The 16,744-nt window shown below is 67.0% G+C and carries 15 protein-coding genes; 11 read left to right on the top strand and 4 right to left on the bottom strand.

The window, feature by feature from the left end; genetic code table 11:
* Positions 1 to 69: 69 nt before the first annotated feature.
* Both AC1DS6_RS17880 and AC1DS6_RS17885 read right to left on the bottom strand, forming a co-directional pair.
* On the bottom strand, positions 70 to 1,716 hold the full coding sequence (locus AC1DS6_RS17880; protein ID WP_477102854.1) for an EAL domain-containing protein: 1,647 nt from the start codon (positions 1,714 to 1,716) through the stop codon (positions 70 to 72).
* The gene (locus tag AC1DS6_RS17885; RefSeq protein WP_477102855.1) at positions 1,713 to 3,767 is read right to left on the bottom strand and encodes an ATP-binding protein; all 2,055 of its coding nucleotides are present in this window, start codon (positions 3,765 to 3,767) and stop codon (positions 1,713 to 1,715) included. Before AC1DS6_RS17885 ends, AC1DS6_RS17880 begins: the two co-directional genes overlap by 4 nt.
* 379 nt (positions 3,768 to 4,146) lie before the next feature.
* Between AC1DS6_RS17885 and AC1DS6_RS17890 the strand changes: the two genes are divergently transcribed.
* Complete coding sequence (locus tag AC1DS6_RS17890; RefSeq protein ID WP_477102856.1) at positions 4,147 to 4,740, top strand: response regulator; 594 nt, start codon at positions 4,147 to 4,149, stop codon at positions 4,738 to 4,740.
* A gap of 142 nt (positions 4,741 to 4,882) precedes the next feature.
* Positions 4,883 to 5,326, top strand: coding sequence for a nucleoside deaminase (locus tag AC1DS6_RS17895; protein ID WP_276286936.1), 444 nt, complete (start codon positions 4,883 to 4,885; stop codon positions 5,324 to 5,326).
* A 272-nt stretch (positions 5,327 to 5,598) separates the two neighbouring features.
* Here the strand turns inward: AC1DS6_RS17895 and cynS are convergent, their stop codons facing one another.
* Both cynS and AC1DS6_RS17905 read right to left on the bottom strand, forming a co-directional pair.
* Complete coding sequence (gene cynS / locus AC1DS6_RS17900) at positions 5,599 to 6,042, bottom strand: cyanase (protein WP_035875095.1); 444 nt, start codon at positions 6,040 to 6,042, stop codon at positions 5,599 to 5,601.
* A gap of 63 nt (positions 6,043 to 6,105) precedes the next feature.
* Positions 6,106 to 6,234 (bottom strand): hypothetical protein, encoded by a 129-nt coding sequence (locus AC1DS6_RS17905; RefSeq protein WP_255350710.1) that lies wholly within the window; start codon positions 6,232 to 6,234, stop codon positions 6,106 to 6,108.
* A 511-nt stretch (positions 6,235 to 6,745) separates the two neighbouring features.
* Here AC1DS6_RS17905 and AC1DS6_RS17910 point away from each other — a divergent pair.
* The 9 genes from AC1DS6_RS17910 (at position 6,746) to AC1DS6_RS17950 (ending at position 16,639) form a co-directional block, all read left to right on the top strand.
* Positions 6,746 to 6,937 carry an AtzG-like protein gene (locus tag AC1DS6_RS17910; RefSeq protein WP_441626110.1) on the top strand — a complete coding sequence of 64 codons (192 nt, stop codon included), beginning with the start codon at positions 6,746 to 6,748 and terminating at the stop codon, positions 6,935 to 6,937.
* Entirely contained in the window at positions 6,934 to 8,346 is a 1,413-nt protein-coding gene (locus AC1DS6_RS17915) for an AtzE family amidohydrolase (protein WP_441626112.1), read from the top strand. The genes AC1DS6_RS17910 and AC1DS6_RS17915 overlap by 4 nt, the downstream gene beginning before the upstream one ends.
* Positions 8,343 to 9,050, top strand: a complete 708-nt coding sequence (locus tag AC1DS6_RS17920; protein ID WP_477102857.1) for a GntR family transcriptional regulator — start codon at positions 8,343 to 8,345, stop codon at positions 9,048 to 9,050. The genes AC1DS6_RS17915 and AC1DS6_RS17920 overlap by 4 nt, the downstream gene beginning before the upstream one ends.
* A gap of 659 nt (positions 9,051 to 9,709) precedes the next feature.
* Positions 9,710 to 10,042: a hypothetical protein gene (locus AC1DS6_RS17925; RefSeq protein ID WP_441626116.1), complete on the top strand. Its 333-nt coding sequence runs from the start codon at positions 9,710 to 9,712 to the stop codon at positions 10,040 to 10,042.
* Positions 10,043 to 10,361: 319 nt separating this feature from the next.
* Positions 10,362 to 11,399 carry a GDP-L-fucose synthase family protein gene (locus tag AC1DS6_RS17930; RefSeq protein ID WP_477102858.1) on the top strand — a complete coding sequence of 346 codons (1,038 nt, stop codon included), beginning with the start codon at positions 10,362 to 10,364 and terminating at the stop codon, positions 11,397 to 11,399.
* A 1-nt stretch (position 11,400) separates the two neighbouring features.
* On the top strand, positions 11,401 to 12,462 hold the full coding sequence (locus AC1DS6_RS17935; protein ID WP_441626120.1) for a glycosyltransferase: 1,062 nt from the start codon (positions 11,401 to 11,403) through the stop codon (positions 12,460 to 12,462).
* A 38-nt stretch (positions 12,463 to 12,500) separates the two neighbouring features.
* Entirely contained in the window at positions 12,501 to 13,763 is a 1,263-nt protein-coding gene (locus tag AC1DS6_RS17940; RefSeq protein ID WP_477102859.1) for a WcaI family glycosyltransferase, read from the top strand.
* A gap of 832 nt (positions 13,764 to 14,595) precedes the next feature.
* On the top strand, positions 14,596 to 15,495 hold the full coding sequence (locus AC1DS6_RS17945) for a response regulator transcription factor (protein ID WP_441626124.1): 900 nt from the start codon (positions 14,596 to 14,598) through the stop codon (positions 15,493 to 15,495).
* Positions 15,496 to 15,706: 211 nt separating this feature from the next.
* Complete coding sequence (locus tag AC1DS6_RS17950) at positions 15,707 to 16,639, top strand: glycosyltransferase family 2 protein (RefSeq protein ID WP_441626126.1); 933 nt, start codon at positions 15,707 to 15,709, stop codon at positions 16,637 to 16,639.
* The last annotated feature ends 105 nt before the right edge of the window (positions 16,640 to 16,744 follow it).

The raw sequence follows: 16,744 nt of genomic DNA on the forward strand, positions 1-16,744 counted from the left end.
TCATTTTTATCATTTATTGGTATGCAATATGTTTCATATTTGCACTAAAAATAGTCTGCCGGTGCCAGATCACGTGCGTTCCGCCACGCCCAATACCTCGCCACGCGGGCCTGGTGGCGGCGTGACGCGTTCCAGGTGCGCCGGCAGCCAGTCGCGCAGCGCAGCCAGCGTTATCGGCCGCGCGAAGTAATAGCCTTGCCCCAGGCGCACGCCCTTGCCGGCCAGTTGCGCGCGCTGTGCCTCGCACTCGATGCCTTCGGCCACGACCGCAAGGTCAAGCGCATGGGCAAAGTTGAGGGTGACGTCGACAATCTGGCCACTGACCTTGTCGTCCTGATCGGCTTGCACAAAGATGCGGTCGAGCTTGAGGAAATCCACTTCGAACTGCTTGAAGTACGCCAGGCCGCAGTAGCCGGTGCCGAAGTCGTCCACGGCCAGCTTGATGCCGCGTGCCTTGGCACGCTGGATCGCGCTGCGCTGATGCTCCACCAGCGAAACCGCATCGCGTTCGGTGATTTCCAGCACCGGGGTGATATTGGCGCGCAGCAGCGCGAACAGCGGCGCATCGTCGGCCCAGAAGCCCACATCGTCGAAATGCTCGTTGGTGATGTTGAACGCGAGATGGAAGGCCGGGGGCAACACAAGCGACTCGAGGTCGCGCAGGACGCGGGGAATCAGGTCCAGGGTCAGCGCAACCGCCAGGCGCTGTTGCTCGATCGCCGGGATGAATTGCTCCGGCTCAAGCAGGCCGCGCCGCGGGTGTTCCCAGCGCGCCAATACTTCCACCCCCGTGCACAGCCTGCTTTCGAGATCGACCACTGGCTGGTAATAGGGGATGAATTCACCGCGGCGCAGCCCGCGCCGCAACTCCGCGGCGAAGGAGCGGCGCGCCGCGCGGCGCGAATGCAGCGCAAACACCGCCAGCGCGGCAAAGCCGGCGGTCAGCGGTAGCAGCACCAGGTATTTGAGGCTCTCATGCAGCACAAGACTGCGCGACGCGCTGGCGATCACGGCGATCGGGTGTCCCTCCAGTCGCCGGATATCGACGATACCGCGCGCGGCTGCCTGCGCGGCATCCCGCCTGACCAGCGTTGGCGCGCCGGCTGCCGCGGCCGCCTCACCCGCCGCGGGATCGCCGGCGTTGAGCATGAAGCGCGTGCCCGCCACCTCGATCGCGATATCGGGAAACCCCAGCTTGCCGGCCGAATGCACCATGTCGGCCAGGTAGCGTCCTTCCACCCAGACCAGCACGCCGTTGCCGGGAGCAGTACCAAAGAACACCGCCAGGGCCGTGTTGCTGCCGCGATAGGGTCTGGCGAGCCGGTATTGCAGGCCGGGCTGCCAGTTCAGCAGCTCACTCAGCGGCACCGCGATCTCACCCTGCACAGCCGAGCAATAGCGCATGCCGCGCGACACCAGCACGACGTCGCGGACATAGGCGGTATAGGCGCCCTGCTCCTGCAACTGGCGCGCCACGCTGTGGCAAGGCGCGCCCACCAGCGCACGATCCTGATAGGCGACGCCAAGCGTATCGGCAAGCGCAAACTCAAGGTTGTCGCGCACCGCCGAGGACACTCCCGCCACGCGTTCGCGGGCATCGTGCGCAGCCAGCAGCGCGATCAGCCATAGCGCCAGGCAGGCGCCCAGCAATGCCGCCAGCAAAGCGGCCCGGCGTCCTGCCGACTGGCCAGGTTCGCCCCACAGCCAGCGCCTCATGTTGCCGCCGGCAGGCTGAGAGTGACCACGGTGCCCTTGCCCAGTTCGCTGCTCAGCGTGATCTGACCCTGATGCACGGCCACGATTTCCCGCACGATCGCCAGGCCCAGGCCGTTCCCCGTTGTATTTCCCTGCCGGTTGGCCCGGTAAAAATTGTCGAACGCCAATCCGGCTTCTTCCTTCGTCATGCCGATACCTCGATCCTCGACCCGAACCGACACCTTGTCCTGACCTTGCGCCAGCGGTGCGACGGTGACAGTGACTTCTTCTTTGCCGTCAGAATACTTCAGCGCGTTCTCAATGAGGTTACGCACCGCCTGCGTCAATTGCGCGCGGTCCGCCAGTACATGAAGCGGCGCGTTGGCAGCGATCACATGCACCCTGCCCTGCTCGGCGAACTCGGCCGCCACAGTCTCGCGCACAAGCGCGGCCACCTCCACGCGCTCGCGCTCCAGCAAGCCTCTGCTGCGGGCTTCGATGCGGGCCAGGTCGAGCAGGTCGGACAGCAGGGCATTGAGCTGCCTGGCCCGGGCATGGATGGCGTGGTAGATGCCGCTGCGCCGATCCGGCGCCACGACACCGGCGCTCAGCAGCTCGGCGTAGCCGGCGATGCCCGCCACCGGCCCCTTGAGTTCGTGCGCCGCCGCCGAGACGAAATGCGATTTCATGCGGTCGTGGCGTAGTTGCGACGTGACGTCGCGCAGCACCAGCACCAGGCCGCCGCCGCTGGCGGCATGCACGATGCGCACCTCGTAGGCGGGCGACACCGCCATGTCGAACTCGACAATGCCTGCGAACTCGCCGCCTGGATGGGCCCGGTCCAGTTCAGCCAGGAGTTGTTCGGCATGGCATGCCTGCCCCGCCGGCCGCCGGCCCCGGTAAAGCCAGTGGACGAACTCGCGCTGGGTGGCGCCGCGCAGTTGCGGCAACGACACCCCAAGCAGTTCGCATAGCGCGGTATTGGTCTCGTCGATCACGCGATCGCGGCCAAAGACGGCCACCCCGTCCGGCATGGCCAGGAACAGACCGCGCAGGTGTTGCTTCTTCGCGGCCAGGATGTCGCGCACCACGCTCTCGCGATCGGCCAGCATCGCAAGCTCGTGCAGTGCGGAGAACTGCCTGACCTGGAAGAACATCACGAGTAAGGTGACCACGGCGGCAATCACGATCACCAGGCGCAAACGGTGGTGATAGCTGGCCAGCGCAACCTCGCTGCTCATGCCCACCAGCACCGCCAGGTTGCGGCCTGGCAGGCGCTGGATGGCGTAGATGCGCTGGCTGTCGGCGCGCCCGCCGGCGTCCGTGACGAGGCCGCCGCGCGCACCGGCCAACGCCCGGCGCAAGTCGGACCCGGGCATCAGGATCTGGCCAGGCTGGCGACTGTCCTCGCTCCAGCGCGCGCGCACCACGAAGTCGTCGGTGCCCGCCAGCAGCACGACGCCGGATGGCCCCAGCGCCGCCCGCGAAAAAACCTCGGACAAGTAGCCCGGATCGAGCGATATCACTACCGCGCCGGCGAAGTGGCCGGTCATCGGGGCTACGATGCCCCTGGATAGTTGCACGGACCAGCACCCGGTGACGCGTCCCACCAGGGGCACGCCGACGTATAGCGTCGGCAGCGCGCGTTTCTCGTGCACACGAAAATACTGGCGGTCGCTCAGGTCCAGCGGTTCGAAGCTGGCGTTGGTGGACGAGCGCAGCCCGCCCTCGCGGTCGAGCACGGACACTTCCAGGAAGGGTTTGGTGGAGAAATAGCCGCTGCGCATCCATTGCGCCAGCGGCAGCACGGGCCCGCGCTCAACCACCACGCCACCGACCAGCGATGCGATCTGGTCGGCTTCGGCCAGCGTGCGTTCGGCATGTTCGCCAAGCAGCCCGGCAATGCGCGCCAGAGTGGCATGAACGTGCCGCAACTCGGCTGCGCGATCCCATAGCGCCCAGCCAGACAGCGCGCCCCAGATGCCGATCAGGATGACAAGGCTTGACCAGAACGGACCCCCCACGGAGCGATGCGCGCCTGCCAATGCCTGTCGGTAGATTTCCAGCCTCATGGGAAAGCTACCAAAAAACGAATATATTGTTCATCACAGCCGTGAATCGCAGCCTTCCATCTAGTCCGCTGTCCGCGCGTGCGGCCGGCGCCCCCGGTGCCGCTGCCCCGATGGCAGCCTGCCCGCGGCGAAGCTTCACAGTATGATCTATTCGGCTGCGCCAGTCCGCACGTCCTGGCCTATCGTCGCGGTACGCCAGGCGCTGCCGGGCAGTTGCATCACGCGGCATTCCCTTCGACAGATCAGCGATGCTTTATCATAATTGCGTGTTTTCCTGGCATTAAGTTGCGCTTTGGCAGCTTTACGAAGAATAATGAAAACAATACGATGCGTAACGCCCCGACCGTACCGGGCGCGCCGCGGCAGTTGACAAGACTCTATGACCGATCTGCGTTTCTATTCCACCAAGACCGCCGCCGAAATGCTTGGCGTGTCCTTGCGCACGGTCCAGCTCTGGGTCGAGAACGGCCGGTTACCCGCGTGGAAGACCGACGGCGGGCATCGCAGGATCCCGGCCGACGCCGTCGACCGCATGGTGGCCGACCAGCGCAACCAGGCGGCGGCACCCATGGCGACTGCCGCAAGACCATTTCGCGTGCTGCTGGTGGAAGATGACGAACACCTGCTGCAGATTTACCGCATGGCGCTGGAAACCCTCAGTCCGCCGGTCGAGATACTCGACGCCACCAACGGCTACGATGGCCTGTTGCTCATCGGCAGCAGCAAACCCGACCTGGTCGTCCTGGATCTGATCATGCCCGGCATCGATGGCTTCCGCCTGTGCCGGACCATCGACGCGCAGCAGGAATTTGCCGCGACCCGGATCGTCGTGGTGACTTCTCTCGACAAGCACGCTATCGCGGACCGCGGCGGCATACCCGCGCACATCCGCGTTTTCTCCAAGCCGATCCCGATGTCGGTACTGCAGTCGCTGGTCGTGACGTTGCAGGTCAGCCCCGGCGCGACAGCTTAGGATAGGCGATGGTGGGCTTCAGCCCCGGCATTGTATATCATTTTTTTCACAAAATTTTATAGGGCAGGTTTCATATTTACGCATTCCGCGCCCCGCGAAAACAGTTAGGCAAGCCGCATCGCCCTCACCCAGGAGTTCCCCAATGTCTATCCATGAGCAATATCTGCGCGAAGCGGTACGCCTTGCCCAGGCCAATCGCGCGCGCGGCGGCAGGCCGTTCGGCGCGGTACTCGCGATGGATGGCGAACTGGTTGCGACTGGCGTCAACGACATCGTGCACAGCTTCGACCCCACCACCCACGCCGAGATGGAGGCCATCCGTGCTGCCTGCCGCAAACTTGGACGGCCGAGCCTGAAGGGTGCGGTGATCTACGCCAGCGGCCATCCTTGCCCGATGTGCCTGGCCGCGCTAACCATGACGGGTGTGGAGGCGGTCTACTACGCGTTCGACAACGCCGACGCGGCCCCTTACGGACTCTCCAGCGAAGCCGTGTACCAGGCGCTGCGCCTGCCGTTGACGCCGCCGCCACTGCCGCTCACCCGCCTGCCGGCGGGCATGACGGCGGCCGAACTCTATGGTGCCTAAGGCGGCCACGCGCGGGCATCCCCCCGGCCATCACGTGGCGCGAAATCAAAGCGTACCCGTTTCTGCGTGAGTGCCCGGACCCTGCCGCGTACCCGTTTCTGCGTGGATTTTGCGCGCCCTGGAGGCTGAGCGTACCCGTTTCTGCGTGACATTTTGCGTGGCCCGGAACCCGGGCGTACCCGTTTCTGCGTGATGGAATCCAGGCGGCAATCCGGCCCGCAAACCCGCGGCAGCGCGCGGGACGACCGGTGCCGGACCTCTCCGGAGGATCCTCAGTAGGTCTTGTAGGGCAGGAATTTCCCCGACATTTCAATACGCACGCGGTCGCCGTTGGGGTCGGCCTCGCGTTGCAGGTCCATGCGGAAATCGATCGCGCTCATGATGCCGTCGCCGAACTCTTCGTGGATCAGTGCCTTGAAGGTGCTGCCGTAAATGCTGACCAGTTCGTAGAAGCGGTAGATCAGCGGATCGGTCGGCACCGGGGTCGGCAGCGAACCCTTGTAAGGCACTGTGCGCAGCCACGGTTCGGCCTCCGGCGGCAAGCCGAAGATCTCCATAACGGCCCGCGCGCCTGCCGCGTCGAAGGCCATCTGGCCCAGGCAGGCGGCAGTCGTCCACTCTTTGCTCTTGCCGACCTTCCCAGCTACGTCGGCCCACCGGATGCCCTTGGTGACCTTGGCTTCGATGATCAGGTCGGTTACGTCGCTACGGTTCATTTGCAGTCCTTTCGGTTGAATGTGTCAGGTGTCGCTGGCACGGACGCTTCCCGCTGCGCAAAGTCAGGGAAGCCCGTCCGGCCCGGTACAGGCGGCGGCGCGCGCGCTGTCGTATCGCGCCAGCGCGGAGAACGAGGTGGCGCCCGGCACAAAGGCCTGCAGCGCCAGCACAACAAGGACAATCGGCATCATCACGCCTCCGGCGCTTTCGTGCGCACGACCTCGAGACCCGGTGCGGCCGCGCGCGAATCCGCGTCACCACGCGCACCCCCGATGCGAAAGCCGCAGGCAATGTGGCGATCGCAGCGTCATGCCGGAAGCGGACCGGCATGGGGACGCTCCCGCCCCCGGCGCAAGGTTCGTGCCACTGCGCACGGTCGCTTGCGCCGTGCACCGCTCCGTCCCCGGCACTATCGGGCGCGCACTGCCACGGGGAATATCGGCGTGGATACGCACCCGCGGCCAGCCGCCGCGCCCCCATGCGGTGCAGCGCCGGGCACGGCCTCCCACGCGCGCGCCGCGGTCTACGTGGCACAGCCATTGCTTGCATACAAGACCGCATGCAAGCAAGAGCGCAACATGCCACGCGCGTGGATGCATCGCCTTTCTCGGCAATCTCCGTGCCGCATGGACTTTCGGATCCCAGCCTCCGCGCGCCTCTTCAGTCCCCGGCCTGGGAACGGCGAAACCCTGGAGAAATGCCATGACCAAGCTTTGCGACGAGACGCTGGCGCACTACGCCCGCAGTGCGCTCAGGCTGCACGGCCTGGAACTGCCGGCGGACGCCGAGGCCCGCGTGATCGAACAGTTCCTGCGCGTCGCCGCGGTGGCGGGGCCGATGCTGGCGCACCCGTTCGATGCGCATGACGCGCCGGCCCCGGTATACAGGCCATGAACGTCCATGATTTCCGCTTCGAGTCCGCGCTGACGATCCGCAGCGACATCGATACCGGCGCGCGCAGCGCACTGGATGTGGCCGTCGCCACGCTCACGCGCATCGAGGCCTGCAATCCGCTGCTGCATGCCTTCACGGCCGTCACGCGCGAACGCGCGCTGGCCGAAGCGCGCCGCATCGACACGATGCGTGCCCAGGGCGCGCGGCTGCCGCCGTTGGCGGGCGTGCCCTACGCCGTGAAAAACCTGTTCGACGTGGCGAATGTCACCACGCTGGCGGGCTCGCGCGTGCTGGCGGGCAGCGCTCCCGCACGGCGTGACGCGGCGTTGGTGGCCCGCATGCGCGAGGCAGGCGCGGTGCTGGTGGGCACGCTCAACATGGATGAATTCGCCTACGGCTTCACCACCGAGAACGCGCATCGCGGCACCTGCCGCAATCCGCACGATCTCGCCCGCGTGGCGGGCGGCTCCTCGGGCGGCAGCGCGGCTGCGGTTGCCGCGGGCCTGGTGCCGCTGTCGCTCGGCTCGGACACCAATGGCTCGATTCGCGTGCCGGCCGCGCTCACCGGCATCTTCGGCCTGAAGCCCACCTACGGACGGCTGTCGCGGCGCGGTAGCTACCCCTTCGTGCACAGCCTGGACCACGTCGGTCCCTTCGCGCGCTCGGTGGCGGACCTGGCTGCGGCCTACGATGTGCTGCAGTATGCCGACAGCCGCGACCCCGCCTGCGCGCGCCGTCCCATCGAAACCGTGAGCGGGCAGGCGCCGCTGCGCGTGCGCGCCGCGCGCCTTGACGGCTACTTCGATGACATGGCCGGTCCCGCCGCCCGTGCCGCCGCCCGGCGCGTGGCCGAGGCGCTCGCGGCAGCGGATGTCGTCAGCCTGCCTGGCGCGGCGGCCGCACGCGCGGCGGCCTTCATCATCACCGGCACCGAGGGCGGGCACCTGCACCGCGAGCACCTCAGGCACAGGTACGCAGAGATGGAGCCGCTCTCGCGCGACCGGCTGGCGGCCGGGCTGGTCCTGCCGGCTGCGTGGTACGTGCGCGCGCAGCAGGTTCGCGCAGCGTTCCGCCACGAAATGCTCGGCGTCTTCGCGCGCACTGACCTGCTGATCGCGCCGGCCACGCCGGTGGCGGCACCGCTGGCCGGGCAGGAGAGCATCGAAATCAATGGCCAGGTGCTTCCCGCGCGCGCCAGTCTGGGGCTACTCACGCAGCCCGTCTCCTGCGTCGGGCTGCCGGTGCTCACGGTGCCGCTGGCGGGACCGGATGGCCTGCCGCTCGGCGTGCAACTGATTGCGCCGCCATGGCGGGAAGACCTTGCCTTCGCCGCAGCCCATGCGCTCGAAGCCATGGGCGTCGCGGCCTGCCCGCGGCCGTCGGCGTTGCTGGCGCTGGCTGCCGCATGAGCAGCGTGGAAATCCGCGCCTCCTCGCGCGCCGAAGCGGTCTACGCGCAGTTGCGCGACGATATCTTCGAGTTCCGCATGTTGCCTGGCGACCGTTTCACCGAAGGCGAGATCGCCTTGCGGCTCGGCGTGTCCCGCACGCCCGTGCGCGAGGCACTGCAGCGGCTGCAATCCGAGGCGCTGGTGCAGGTGTACTTCCGCAGCGGCTGGGAAGTGGTGCCGCTGGACTTCACGCGCTTTGACGAACTGTACGAGCTGCGCAAGCTGATCGAGGTCAACGCCGTGCGCATGCTGTGCACGCACGCCACGCCGGCGGTGGAGCACGGCGCGCTGGCGCCGCTCGCGCAGTTCTGGCGCGCGCCGCAAAAAGAGCGGCTGGAAGACGGCCGCCTGGTGGCGCAGCACGATGAAGCCTTTCACGCCGCGCTGGTCGCCGCGGCCGGCAACCGCGAGATCGCCACGGTGCACCGGCAGCTGACAGAGCGCATCCGTATCATCCGCCGGCTCGATTTCACCTGCGCCGCGCGCGTGACCGCCACCTATGACGAGCACGCCGCCATCCTGGGCGAGATACAGCACCAGTGCGCGGAGCGGGCCGTGCTGCTGCTGTCCGGCCATATCGAGGAAAGCCGCGCCGAAGTGCGCAAGATCACGCTGCACCATTTGCAGACGATACGCACCGGCGGCAGTAGCCCGCATCCATAGCGGAAGCCATCCCGGGCGCCCGACGAAGCCCGCCCTCCTCAAAGCGTACCCATTTCTGCGTGGGTCCGGAGACCGCCGAAGCACGCCGACCGGCCCGCGGCCAAGAGAGTCGACTGCGACCTGAGACGGCTCCCCCGCTCAGGCTGAACGCCAGGGTTCCGCCACGCAAAGACGCCACCGCGCGGGCAAAATCTTTGCGCGAGTTATTTCCGATGTAACGCCACATTACGGGACCGGCCACGGTCCCGTTTTATTTTCAGCCTGCGACGGGCCGCTCGGCAAAGTCCGCGCGACCAATGCAGGCAAGGGCTGGCGGGGCGCGTGCAAGGGCAGTCGAAGGCATGCGGCGCAGGATGCGGCGCCTTGCGCAAGTGTGAGCAAGCCTTACAAGTGCAAGCACAACGGCGCCGGCCCGATGGCTACAGTGAGGCCATGTTCAACGCGAAGCCAGTCACGGAGTCCCCGACATGAAACGCGCCATCGCCCTGGTTGTCTTGCTCTCATCCGCAGCGGCCCTGCTGTCCGCCTGCATCGTGGTGCCCCCGCGCGGCGGCCCGCCGCCGTACCGCTACCACGACCGCTATTGAGCGGGCCCCGGTAATCCACACTGAAAGCGCCGACCATACCCAATGCATCGTTCGCATCCCTGGAGCTGAATCATGAAACGCCAACTGCTGCTCGCCCTCACCACCCTCGCCGCCGGCGCCGCGCTTGGCCTGATCTCGCCGGCCCAGGCCCAGGCTTATCCGCCGGGCTATCACGGCAACCCATACATGCGCCCGGCCCCGCCCCCTCCGCGCTATGAGCCACGTCCGGCCGCTCGCCCCGGCCAGGCCTGGGTCCCGGGGCACTGGACAGCCAACGGCGGCCGCTATGACTGGCGCGGCGGCTACTGGCAACACGCGCGGCCGGGCCAGCGCTATGTGCCCGAGCGCTGGGTGCAAAGCCCGCGCGGCGGCTGGGTGATGCGCCCCGGCTACTGGGTACGCTAACGCGGATCCCGCGCCATCGCGCAATCGTCCCCGCCGAGGCGGGGACGATTTCATTTCAGGGCGCGCGGTCTGCGCGCCTGCCCGGCCGCCGCCAAGTGTGTGCTAGGGAACAGTCCCTCCCGGGACCGGGCATTACAGTCACCTCACTACCCGTCACTCGGCTCGCCGCGAGGGCGAGCCAGGCCTCGTGCCGTGTGAAGGAGACGTGCCATGCCAGACGACATGCAGATCGTACCGCTCATCCTTTGCGGCGGCACGGGCGCTGCGGCACGCCGCGATGCGTTCGGCAAGCTGGCAGCCTTCCAGGCCCGCCACCATCATGCGTGAAGCCGACACCGTAGTGCCGCCGGACGCACCGCCATCGCCGCTGCCGCGGCGGCCACGCGTTTTCGTGGCGGGACATCGTGGCATGGCCGGCTCGGCCATCGTGCGTGCGCTCGACGCGCGCGGACAAGCGGAGACGATCACGCGCGACCACGCCGAACTCGACCTGGCCGACCAGCACCAGGTGCGCCACTTCTTTGCCACGGAAGCCGTCGACACCGTCTACCTGGCCGCCGCCCGCGTAGGCGGCATCCACGCCAACAACACCTATCCCGCCGAGTTCATCCATCAGAACCTGATGATCGCGGCCAACGTCGTGCACGAAGCGTGGCGCGCTGGCGTAAAGCGCCTGTTGTTCCTCGGTTCGAGTTGCATCTATCCGAAGCTCGCACCCCAGCCCATCGGGGAAGCGGCGCTGTTGACGGGCCCGCTTGAGCCCGCCAACGCGCCCTACGCCCTGGCCAAGATCACCGGCATCGCACTGTGCGAGAGCTACAACCGCCAGTACGGCACCGACTACCGCAGCGTGATGCCGACCAATCTCTACGGTCCCGGCGACAACTACCACCTCGATAACAGCCACGTGATACCCGCGCTGCTGCGGCGTTTCCATGAAGCCGGCATGGCGCACGCGCAGCAGGCGCCGGTGTGGGGCAGCGGAGCGCCGCTGCGCGAGTTTCTCTACGCCGACGACCTGGCCGCGGCGTGCCTGCATGTGATGGAATTATCGGAAGACACCTACCGGAAAACCGCGCCGGCCGGCTTCCTGAACGTAGGCAGCGGCGAGGAAGTCAGCATCCGGGAGTTGGCGGGACTAGTGGCAAAGACGGTGAGCTTTCGCGGCGAGGTTGTCTTCGACAGCGGCAAGCCAGACGGCACCCCGCGCAAGCGGCTCGACTGCACGGCGCTCTCGGCGACAGGCTGGCAGCCAGCCGTGTCGCTGCGCGACGGCCTCCGGCTGGCCTACCTCGATGCATTGCAAAGCGGCACGCTGGCCCACGGCACGGCACCGGCGCAACCTGGGGAGGCCTGACATGAAACCACTGCTTCGCCATTTCGCAAAACGTGACCCGTCCCCGCTCGCCGCGGCGAACGGCCCGGCAACAAGCACTGGCGCGCTATGGCCGGGCCAGGTGGTCTTTCCCACCGGCAGCGCGGAAGCCGGAACCTGGCGGCGGCGCCTGCAACTGGTGCGTGCCATCACACTCAGTCCCGGCGCGCTGGTGGTACTGGCCGGTCAGAGCCGGCTGGACAACTGGGCCATGTTGCTGGCCAGCATGGTACTGGGACGGCGGCGCGCTGCCTTCTTCCACGGCGCTGCCTTTGCCAGCATGCCCGGCCGTTTCGGCGCGCTGGCCGACGCGGTGCTGCTGCGCCATTGCCATGGCGTCTTCGTCGGCAGCGAGCGCGGGTGCGCGCGCGCCATCGCCGCCGATGTGCCGCCGCGCAGGATCTTCGCCTGCCGCCCGCCCGCGGTACTGCCGGACCGGTTCGATGCCGGCACCGCGCTGCGCGAGCGCATCGAGCATGCGCCAGCGCCACATGCGCCAAATTTCCTGCACATCGGCACGCTCACGCACGCACCGGCCTTGCTGCTGCTGCTACGCGCCTTCGCCGCCGCGAGACAAACGTGGCCGGCCGCCACGCTGTCGCTGGTCGGCACCGGCCCGGGCTACGGGCGGCTGCGCGCCACGGCCAACGCGCTGGGGCTGGGCGCATCGGTACGCTTCCTGGGCACGATGGCGCAACCGGATTTCGCGACCGAATATCGCAAGGCGAGCTGCCTGGTACTGCCCGATGCGGCCCAGCGCTGGCATCCGCTGGTGCGCGAAGCATTGAGCTACGGCTGCCCGGTGGTGGTCAGCGTCAACAACGACGATGCCGGCGAACTGGTCCGCGATGGCGTTACCGGCCTGTACTTCAAGGCCGGCGATACCGCCGCGCTGGCGGGAAGCCTTGCGCAAGTGCCCAGGCAATTCGGCGATGCCGCCGCTACCGCCGCCCGTTGCCAGGCGATCGCGCTGGAAGACACGCCCGCATCGGCGGGCAGGGCCATCGCCGCCGGCTGCATGCGGATCATGGCTGCCGAGGAATAAGTGCGCACCGAACCCGAGCACCGAGGCAACCCGATACCATGAAGATACTGATGTACTGCCTCAACTACGCGCCGGAACTGACCGGCATCGGCAAGTACACCTGCGAGCAGGCCGAATGGCTGGCCGCACGCGGACATGAAGTACGCGTCGTCACCGCGCCGCCGTACTATCCGGCCTGGCGTGTCGGAGAGGGTTATCGCGCGTGGCAGTACCGCCGCGAGCAACGCGGCCCGGTGGCGGTGTTTCGCGCGCCGGTCTGGGTGCCGCGGCGGCCCGGCGGGATCACGCGGCTGCTGCACCTGGCGAGCTTTGCCTTGTCCAGCCTGCCCAGCGTCATGTGGCAGCTACGCTGGCGCCCGGACGTGCTGTTTGTGGTGGAACCACCCCTGATGTGCGCGCCGGGTGCGTTGCTCTTCGCCCGTTTGAGCGGCTGCAAGACCTGGTTGCACGTGCAGGACTACGAAGTGGACGCGGCCTTCGCGCTGGGGCTGCTGCGCCGGCCCTGGCTGCGCCGCCTGGCACTGCGCGTGGAGCATCAACTGATGTCGCGCTTCGACCGGGTCTCGTCGATCTCGCAAGCCATGGTCTCGCTGGCGTGCGGCAAGGGTACGCAAGCAGTGCGTACGGCACTGCTGCCCAACTGGATCAACCTGCAGGAAATCGGCGCCGGCAACGCCGCGATGGCCCGGCGTGCGCTGCAAATCCCTGGCGAGGCCATAGTGGCACTGTATTCCGGCAACATGGGGGCCAAGCAGGGCCTGGACGTCATGGCCGAAGCGGCACGCCTGCTGGCGGGCCACGAGCGGTTGCACTTCATCTTCTGCGGCGACGGTGCCGGGCGGGCGGGGCTCGAAGCCGCCTGCGCGGGGCTGCCACGGGTGCGCTTCCTGCCCTTGCAACCGGCCGGGATGTTCGCGTCGCTGCTGGCCGCCGCCGATATCCACCTGCTGCCGCAGCGCGCCGGCGCCGCCGATCTGGTCATGCCGTCGAAGCTGACCGGCATGCTGGCAAGCGCTCGCCCGGTCGTCGCCACTGCGGAGCCGGAAACCGAACTTGGCCGCGTGGTCGCCCAATGCGGCGTGCTGGTGCCACCCGGCGACGCCTCCGCGCTCGCCGACGCCATCGACTCGCTGGCCGCGCAACCCGCGGTGCGCGCGCATCTGGGTGGCGCCGGCCGCCGCTGGGCCGAACAGCACCTGGATCGCGAAATGGTGCTGGGCGACCTGGAAAGCGCACTGTTCGCGCTGGTCAGCCACCACCCCGCGGGCGCGGCCAAGGCGGTCGGGCTGGGCGGCGAATAGCGCGCGCCGCTCCGGCGTTCACGTCCTTCCACGGAAAGTGCCTGCCGGTACGCCGGGACAAGTGCGCTTTCGTACGTCCCGGCGGCGGCACGCTTCACCCCGCCTCGCCGGCCCGGGTTGCCGGGCCTTCCGAACCACATTTACCAGAGCAGCCCCCGACGTTCTCCCCTGCGAGTCGGTAGCAAATCCGCCGGCCGTCCATCAGACCTCCGCCACTCGTCCAGAGGTAGGAAACCGGACTCATCCTTTTGCATTAGTCCTAATTGGCCATCCTCCCAGCCATTGGCGCAAGACCAGAAAAATTACGCCCGCAAGCCAAGTTTCAATAGTGGAGCAAAGCGGTATCAGGTGATATTCAGCCAACCCCCGAAAGGGTGAAATAAAGTCGAAAGTGGACCTCCCGGCGAGAGTATCCGTTTCACCGCTGAAACTTTCGCAAAACGATTTGTTTCACCTCTGAAACTCGGTCCGGAGCTATTTGAATGACGCTTGACTAACACCGCCAAGCCAGTCCCATCAACGCTTTCCGGATTGTAAAAACTCTCTCAACCATCCTTTTGACAGGTTGAGAAAGGAGCGCTTGCATTCCCTCCAACCAGCCCATAAGATGATTTTAAGCCTGTTATGGGGCGAGATTTCTCGGGGTAGGGTTCGGGTCCTTCTTCTGGCTGCGCTGACATAGTTCCACCCAAAACGGAGCACAATGCAGCACGGAAGCACGGGGTTACAGCGTACTTTGCAGGCGCCGCCAGCGTGCGCCATGCAGGCTGGCATTCCGTAACGCAAAAGCGTCCCGCACTCCCTGCTCCGATTAACGGGGAGTCATAAAAGCATGAACGCGTTGCTGATAGAGGAGCATCCTTTGCTCAGTCTCGGGCTGTTTCAAATGCTCGAGAACATCCACGGTACCGGGCACGTCGTCAACCTCTCGCCCACCGACATCGCCCACCTTGATGGTAGTCATCGCAACGCCGACCTGATGGTGTTCGGCATGCCCGCCGATACCGTTTCCGGCTGGCAGCAACTGGACCGCGTACGCGAACTGATCGCGCCCAAGCGCATCCTGGTGCTGGCCGACGCACTCCCGCTGTGGGTACCTTCCGCCGACAGTGCGCGCAATATCTGCGGCTGCCTGCCCAAGTCGGCATCGTTGCCGGTAATCGAAGCCGCCATCCGGATGGCGGCTTCGGGTAGCCATGGCCTGCTGCTCGCCACCGAGCCGGGTGTGGGAGCGGCCCCTGCCGCATCGCGCTCAGCCCTGCCGGCAACGGCTTCGCTCGCATCGGCAGCGCCCCTGCCGCTGGCTGTCGCCGTGCAGGCCGATCCGCACGCGGTCGCCGCATGTGCCGCTACACCGCGCTCGGCACTGCGCAGCGCGCTGGCCAGCGCGCAATCGCTGTCGTCCCGCACCGACGACGCGGAGCCCAGTTACGACGAAGCGGAAATGCTCAAGATCACGCCGCGCCAGTATGAGGTACTGGTACTGCTCGCACGCGGCCATCCGATCAAGACGGTCAGCCGCATGCTCAATATCTCGGTGGCGACAGTCAAGAGCCACGCCTGCACGCTGTACCAGCGGCTCAAGGTCCGCAACAAGGGCGAGGCTGTCTATGCCGCCCTGCAGCGCGGCGCGACGCTGGATTGGGTCAGCGGCGACGAGCGCGTGACCACCATGGCGTCGGCAAGCGCCCGGCGCACCGAGGCGCACAGTGCCGGCAGCGCCGCGCTCTGACGACGCCAATGATACGGCGGCCGCGCCAGCAGCGCGCGTCGCCGGCCATCGCGGCGCCTGACGCCGCGACGGCGGAGACAGCACGCCGCCTCTGAGAACCGCTCGGCGAGGAAATCGGCAAACGCAACCGGTCCATGGCAAACCTGCACCGGCCATGGCGTGCGTTGCCGCGAATCGATCGGCCCGCCAAGTACCTGCCATGGAGGGCATCATGCCAGCCAGCACATCCCTGCCGAGCTTCTCGCTCTGCATCTGCACCCGGAATCATCCGGCCGGTCTGCGTCGCGCGCTGCATTCCGCGCTTGCGTCCTCAGTGCCGCCGCACCAGCTACTGGTATCCGACGACAGCACGAACTATGACACGCGCCAGATGATGCGCGCCGAGTTTCCTGCGGTGAGATACCTGGAAGGGCCGCGACGCGGGAATGCCGCCAACCGCAATCGCATGCTCCCGGTCATCACGGGCTCCCACGTGCTGTTCATCGACGACGAGACGGTGCTTGGTCAGACGTTCCTGCAGCAGGTGGCCGAACGGATCGCGGATGACGATGTCTATCGCCGCGGCGGCACCGGCGCCGCCACACCACTGATCGTCACCGGCCCCAGCCTGAGCGACGGGCAGAAGTGCAAGCCGAAGAAGAGTTCATTCCTGGGGTACCCTTCGCTGAACTATTGCCACGGCGAGCGCCTTTGCTCGGTGATGCTGCACAGCACGGTGTTTCCATCCGAACTGTTCCGGCATGTCGCATTCGACGAGAGGCTGGCCGGTGGCTATGACGTGATCGACCTGGCCAGCCATGTCGTGCTCGACGGCGGGTGCCGTATCGAGTGGCTGCCGAGCGCCGCCAACCAGCATATCCCCGGCGCCGAACCCCTCGACGCCGGCCACCTGGCCGAAGCCTCCCGCATCTATGCGACGCTCCACCGCTACAGCCACTACCAGCACCGCCGGGTAAAAGCCGGGATCTTCCTGCTGCTGGCACTGACGCACAGTCTCGCATCCAACCTGCATCGATCCGGACTGCGTGGCGCGACCGCGTTTTGCGCCACAGCCCGGTCGTTGTGGAACCATCTGCGCAGTCCCGCCCGCGCTGGTATTGCCACCACATCGGGCGACATCGGCGCAAACCTGACGCAAGGCTGAGGCCGCTGGCCGCGGCGGCCCTTGCGTACCCGTTTCTGCGCACGCCTGCGGCAGGCTGTTCCCGCACCGGCCAAATGCGGCACCGCACTATGTGTGCTAGCAAAC

Source organism: Cupriavidus sp. 05L310 (assembly GCF_056398185.1).

Bases quoted from the DNA above. Each gene is read 5' to 3' on its own strand.
- AC1DS6_RS17880 (WP_477102854.1), bottom strand. From the start codon at position 1,716: ATGAGGCGCTGGCTGTGGGGCGAACCTGGCCAGTCGGCAGGACGCCGG.
- AC1DS6_RS17885 (WP_477102855.1), bottom strand. From the start codon at position 3,767: ATGAGGCTGGAAATCTACCGACAGGCATTGGCAGGCGCGCATCGCTCC.
- AC1DS6_RS17890 (WP_477102856.1), top strand. From the start codon at position 4,147: ATGACCGATCTGCGTTTCTATTCCACCAAGACCGCCGCCGAAATGCTT.
- AC1DS6_RS17895 (WP_276286936.1), top strand. From the start codon at position 4,883: ATGTCTATCCATGAGCAATATCTGCGCGAAGCGGTACGCCTTGCCCAG.
- cynS (WP_035875095.1), bottom strand. From the start codon at position 6,042: ATGAACCGTAGCGACGTAACCGACCTGATCATCGAAGCCAAGGTCACC.
- AC1DS6_RS17905 (WP_255350710.1), bottom strand. From the start codon at position 6,234: ATGATGCCGATTGTCCTTGTTGTGCTGGCGCTGCAGGCCTTTGTGCCG.
- AC1DS6_RS17910 (WP_441626110.1), top strand. From the start codon at position 6,746: ATGACCAAGCTTTGCGACGAGACGCTGGCGCACTACGCCCGCAGTGCG.
- AC1DS6_RS17915 (WP_441626112.1), top strand. From the start codon at position 6,934: ATGAACGTCCATGATTTCCGCTTCGAGTCCGCGCTGACGATCCGCAGC.
- AC1DS6_RS17920 (WP_477102857.1), top strand. From the start codon at position 8,343: ATGAGCAGCGTGGAAATCCGCGCCTCCTCGCGCGCCGAAGCGGTCTAC.
- AC1DS6_RS17925 (WP_441626116.1), top strand. From the start codon at position 9,710: ATGAAACGCCAACTGCTGCTCGCCCTCACCACCCTCGCCGCCGGCGCC.
- AC1DS6_RS17930 (WP_477102858.1), top strand. From the start codon at position 10,362: ATGCGTGAAGCCGACACCGTAGTGCCGCCGGACGCACCGCCATCGCCG.
- AC1DS6_RS17935 (WP_441626120.1), top strand. From the start codon at position 11,401: ATGAAACCACTGCTTCGCCATTTCGCAAAACGTGACCCGTCCCCGCTC.
- AC1DS6_RS17940 (WP_477102859.1), top strand. From the start codon at position 12,501: ATGAAGATACTGATGTACTGCCTCAACTACGCGCCGGAACTGACCGGC.
- AC1DS6_RS17945 (WP_441626124.1), top strand. From the start codon at position 14,596: ATGAACGCGTTGCTGATAGAGGAGCATCCTTTGCTCAGTCTCGGGCTG.
- AC1DS6_RS17950 (WP_441626126.1), top strand. From the start codon at position 15,707: ATGCCAGCCAGCACATCCCTGCCGAGCTTCTCGCTCTGCATCTGCACC.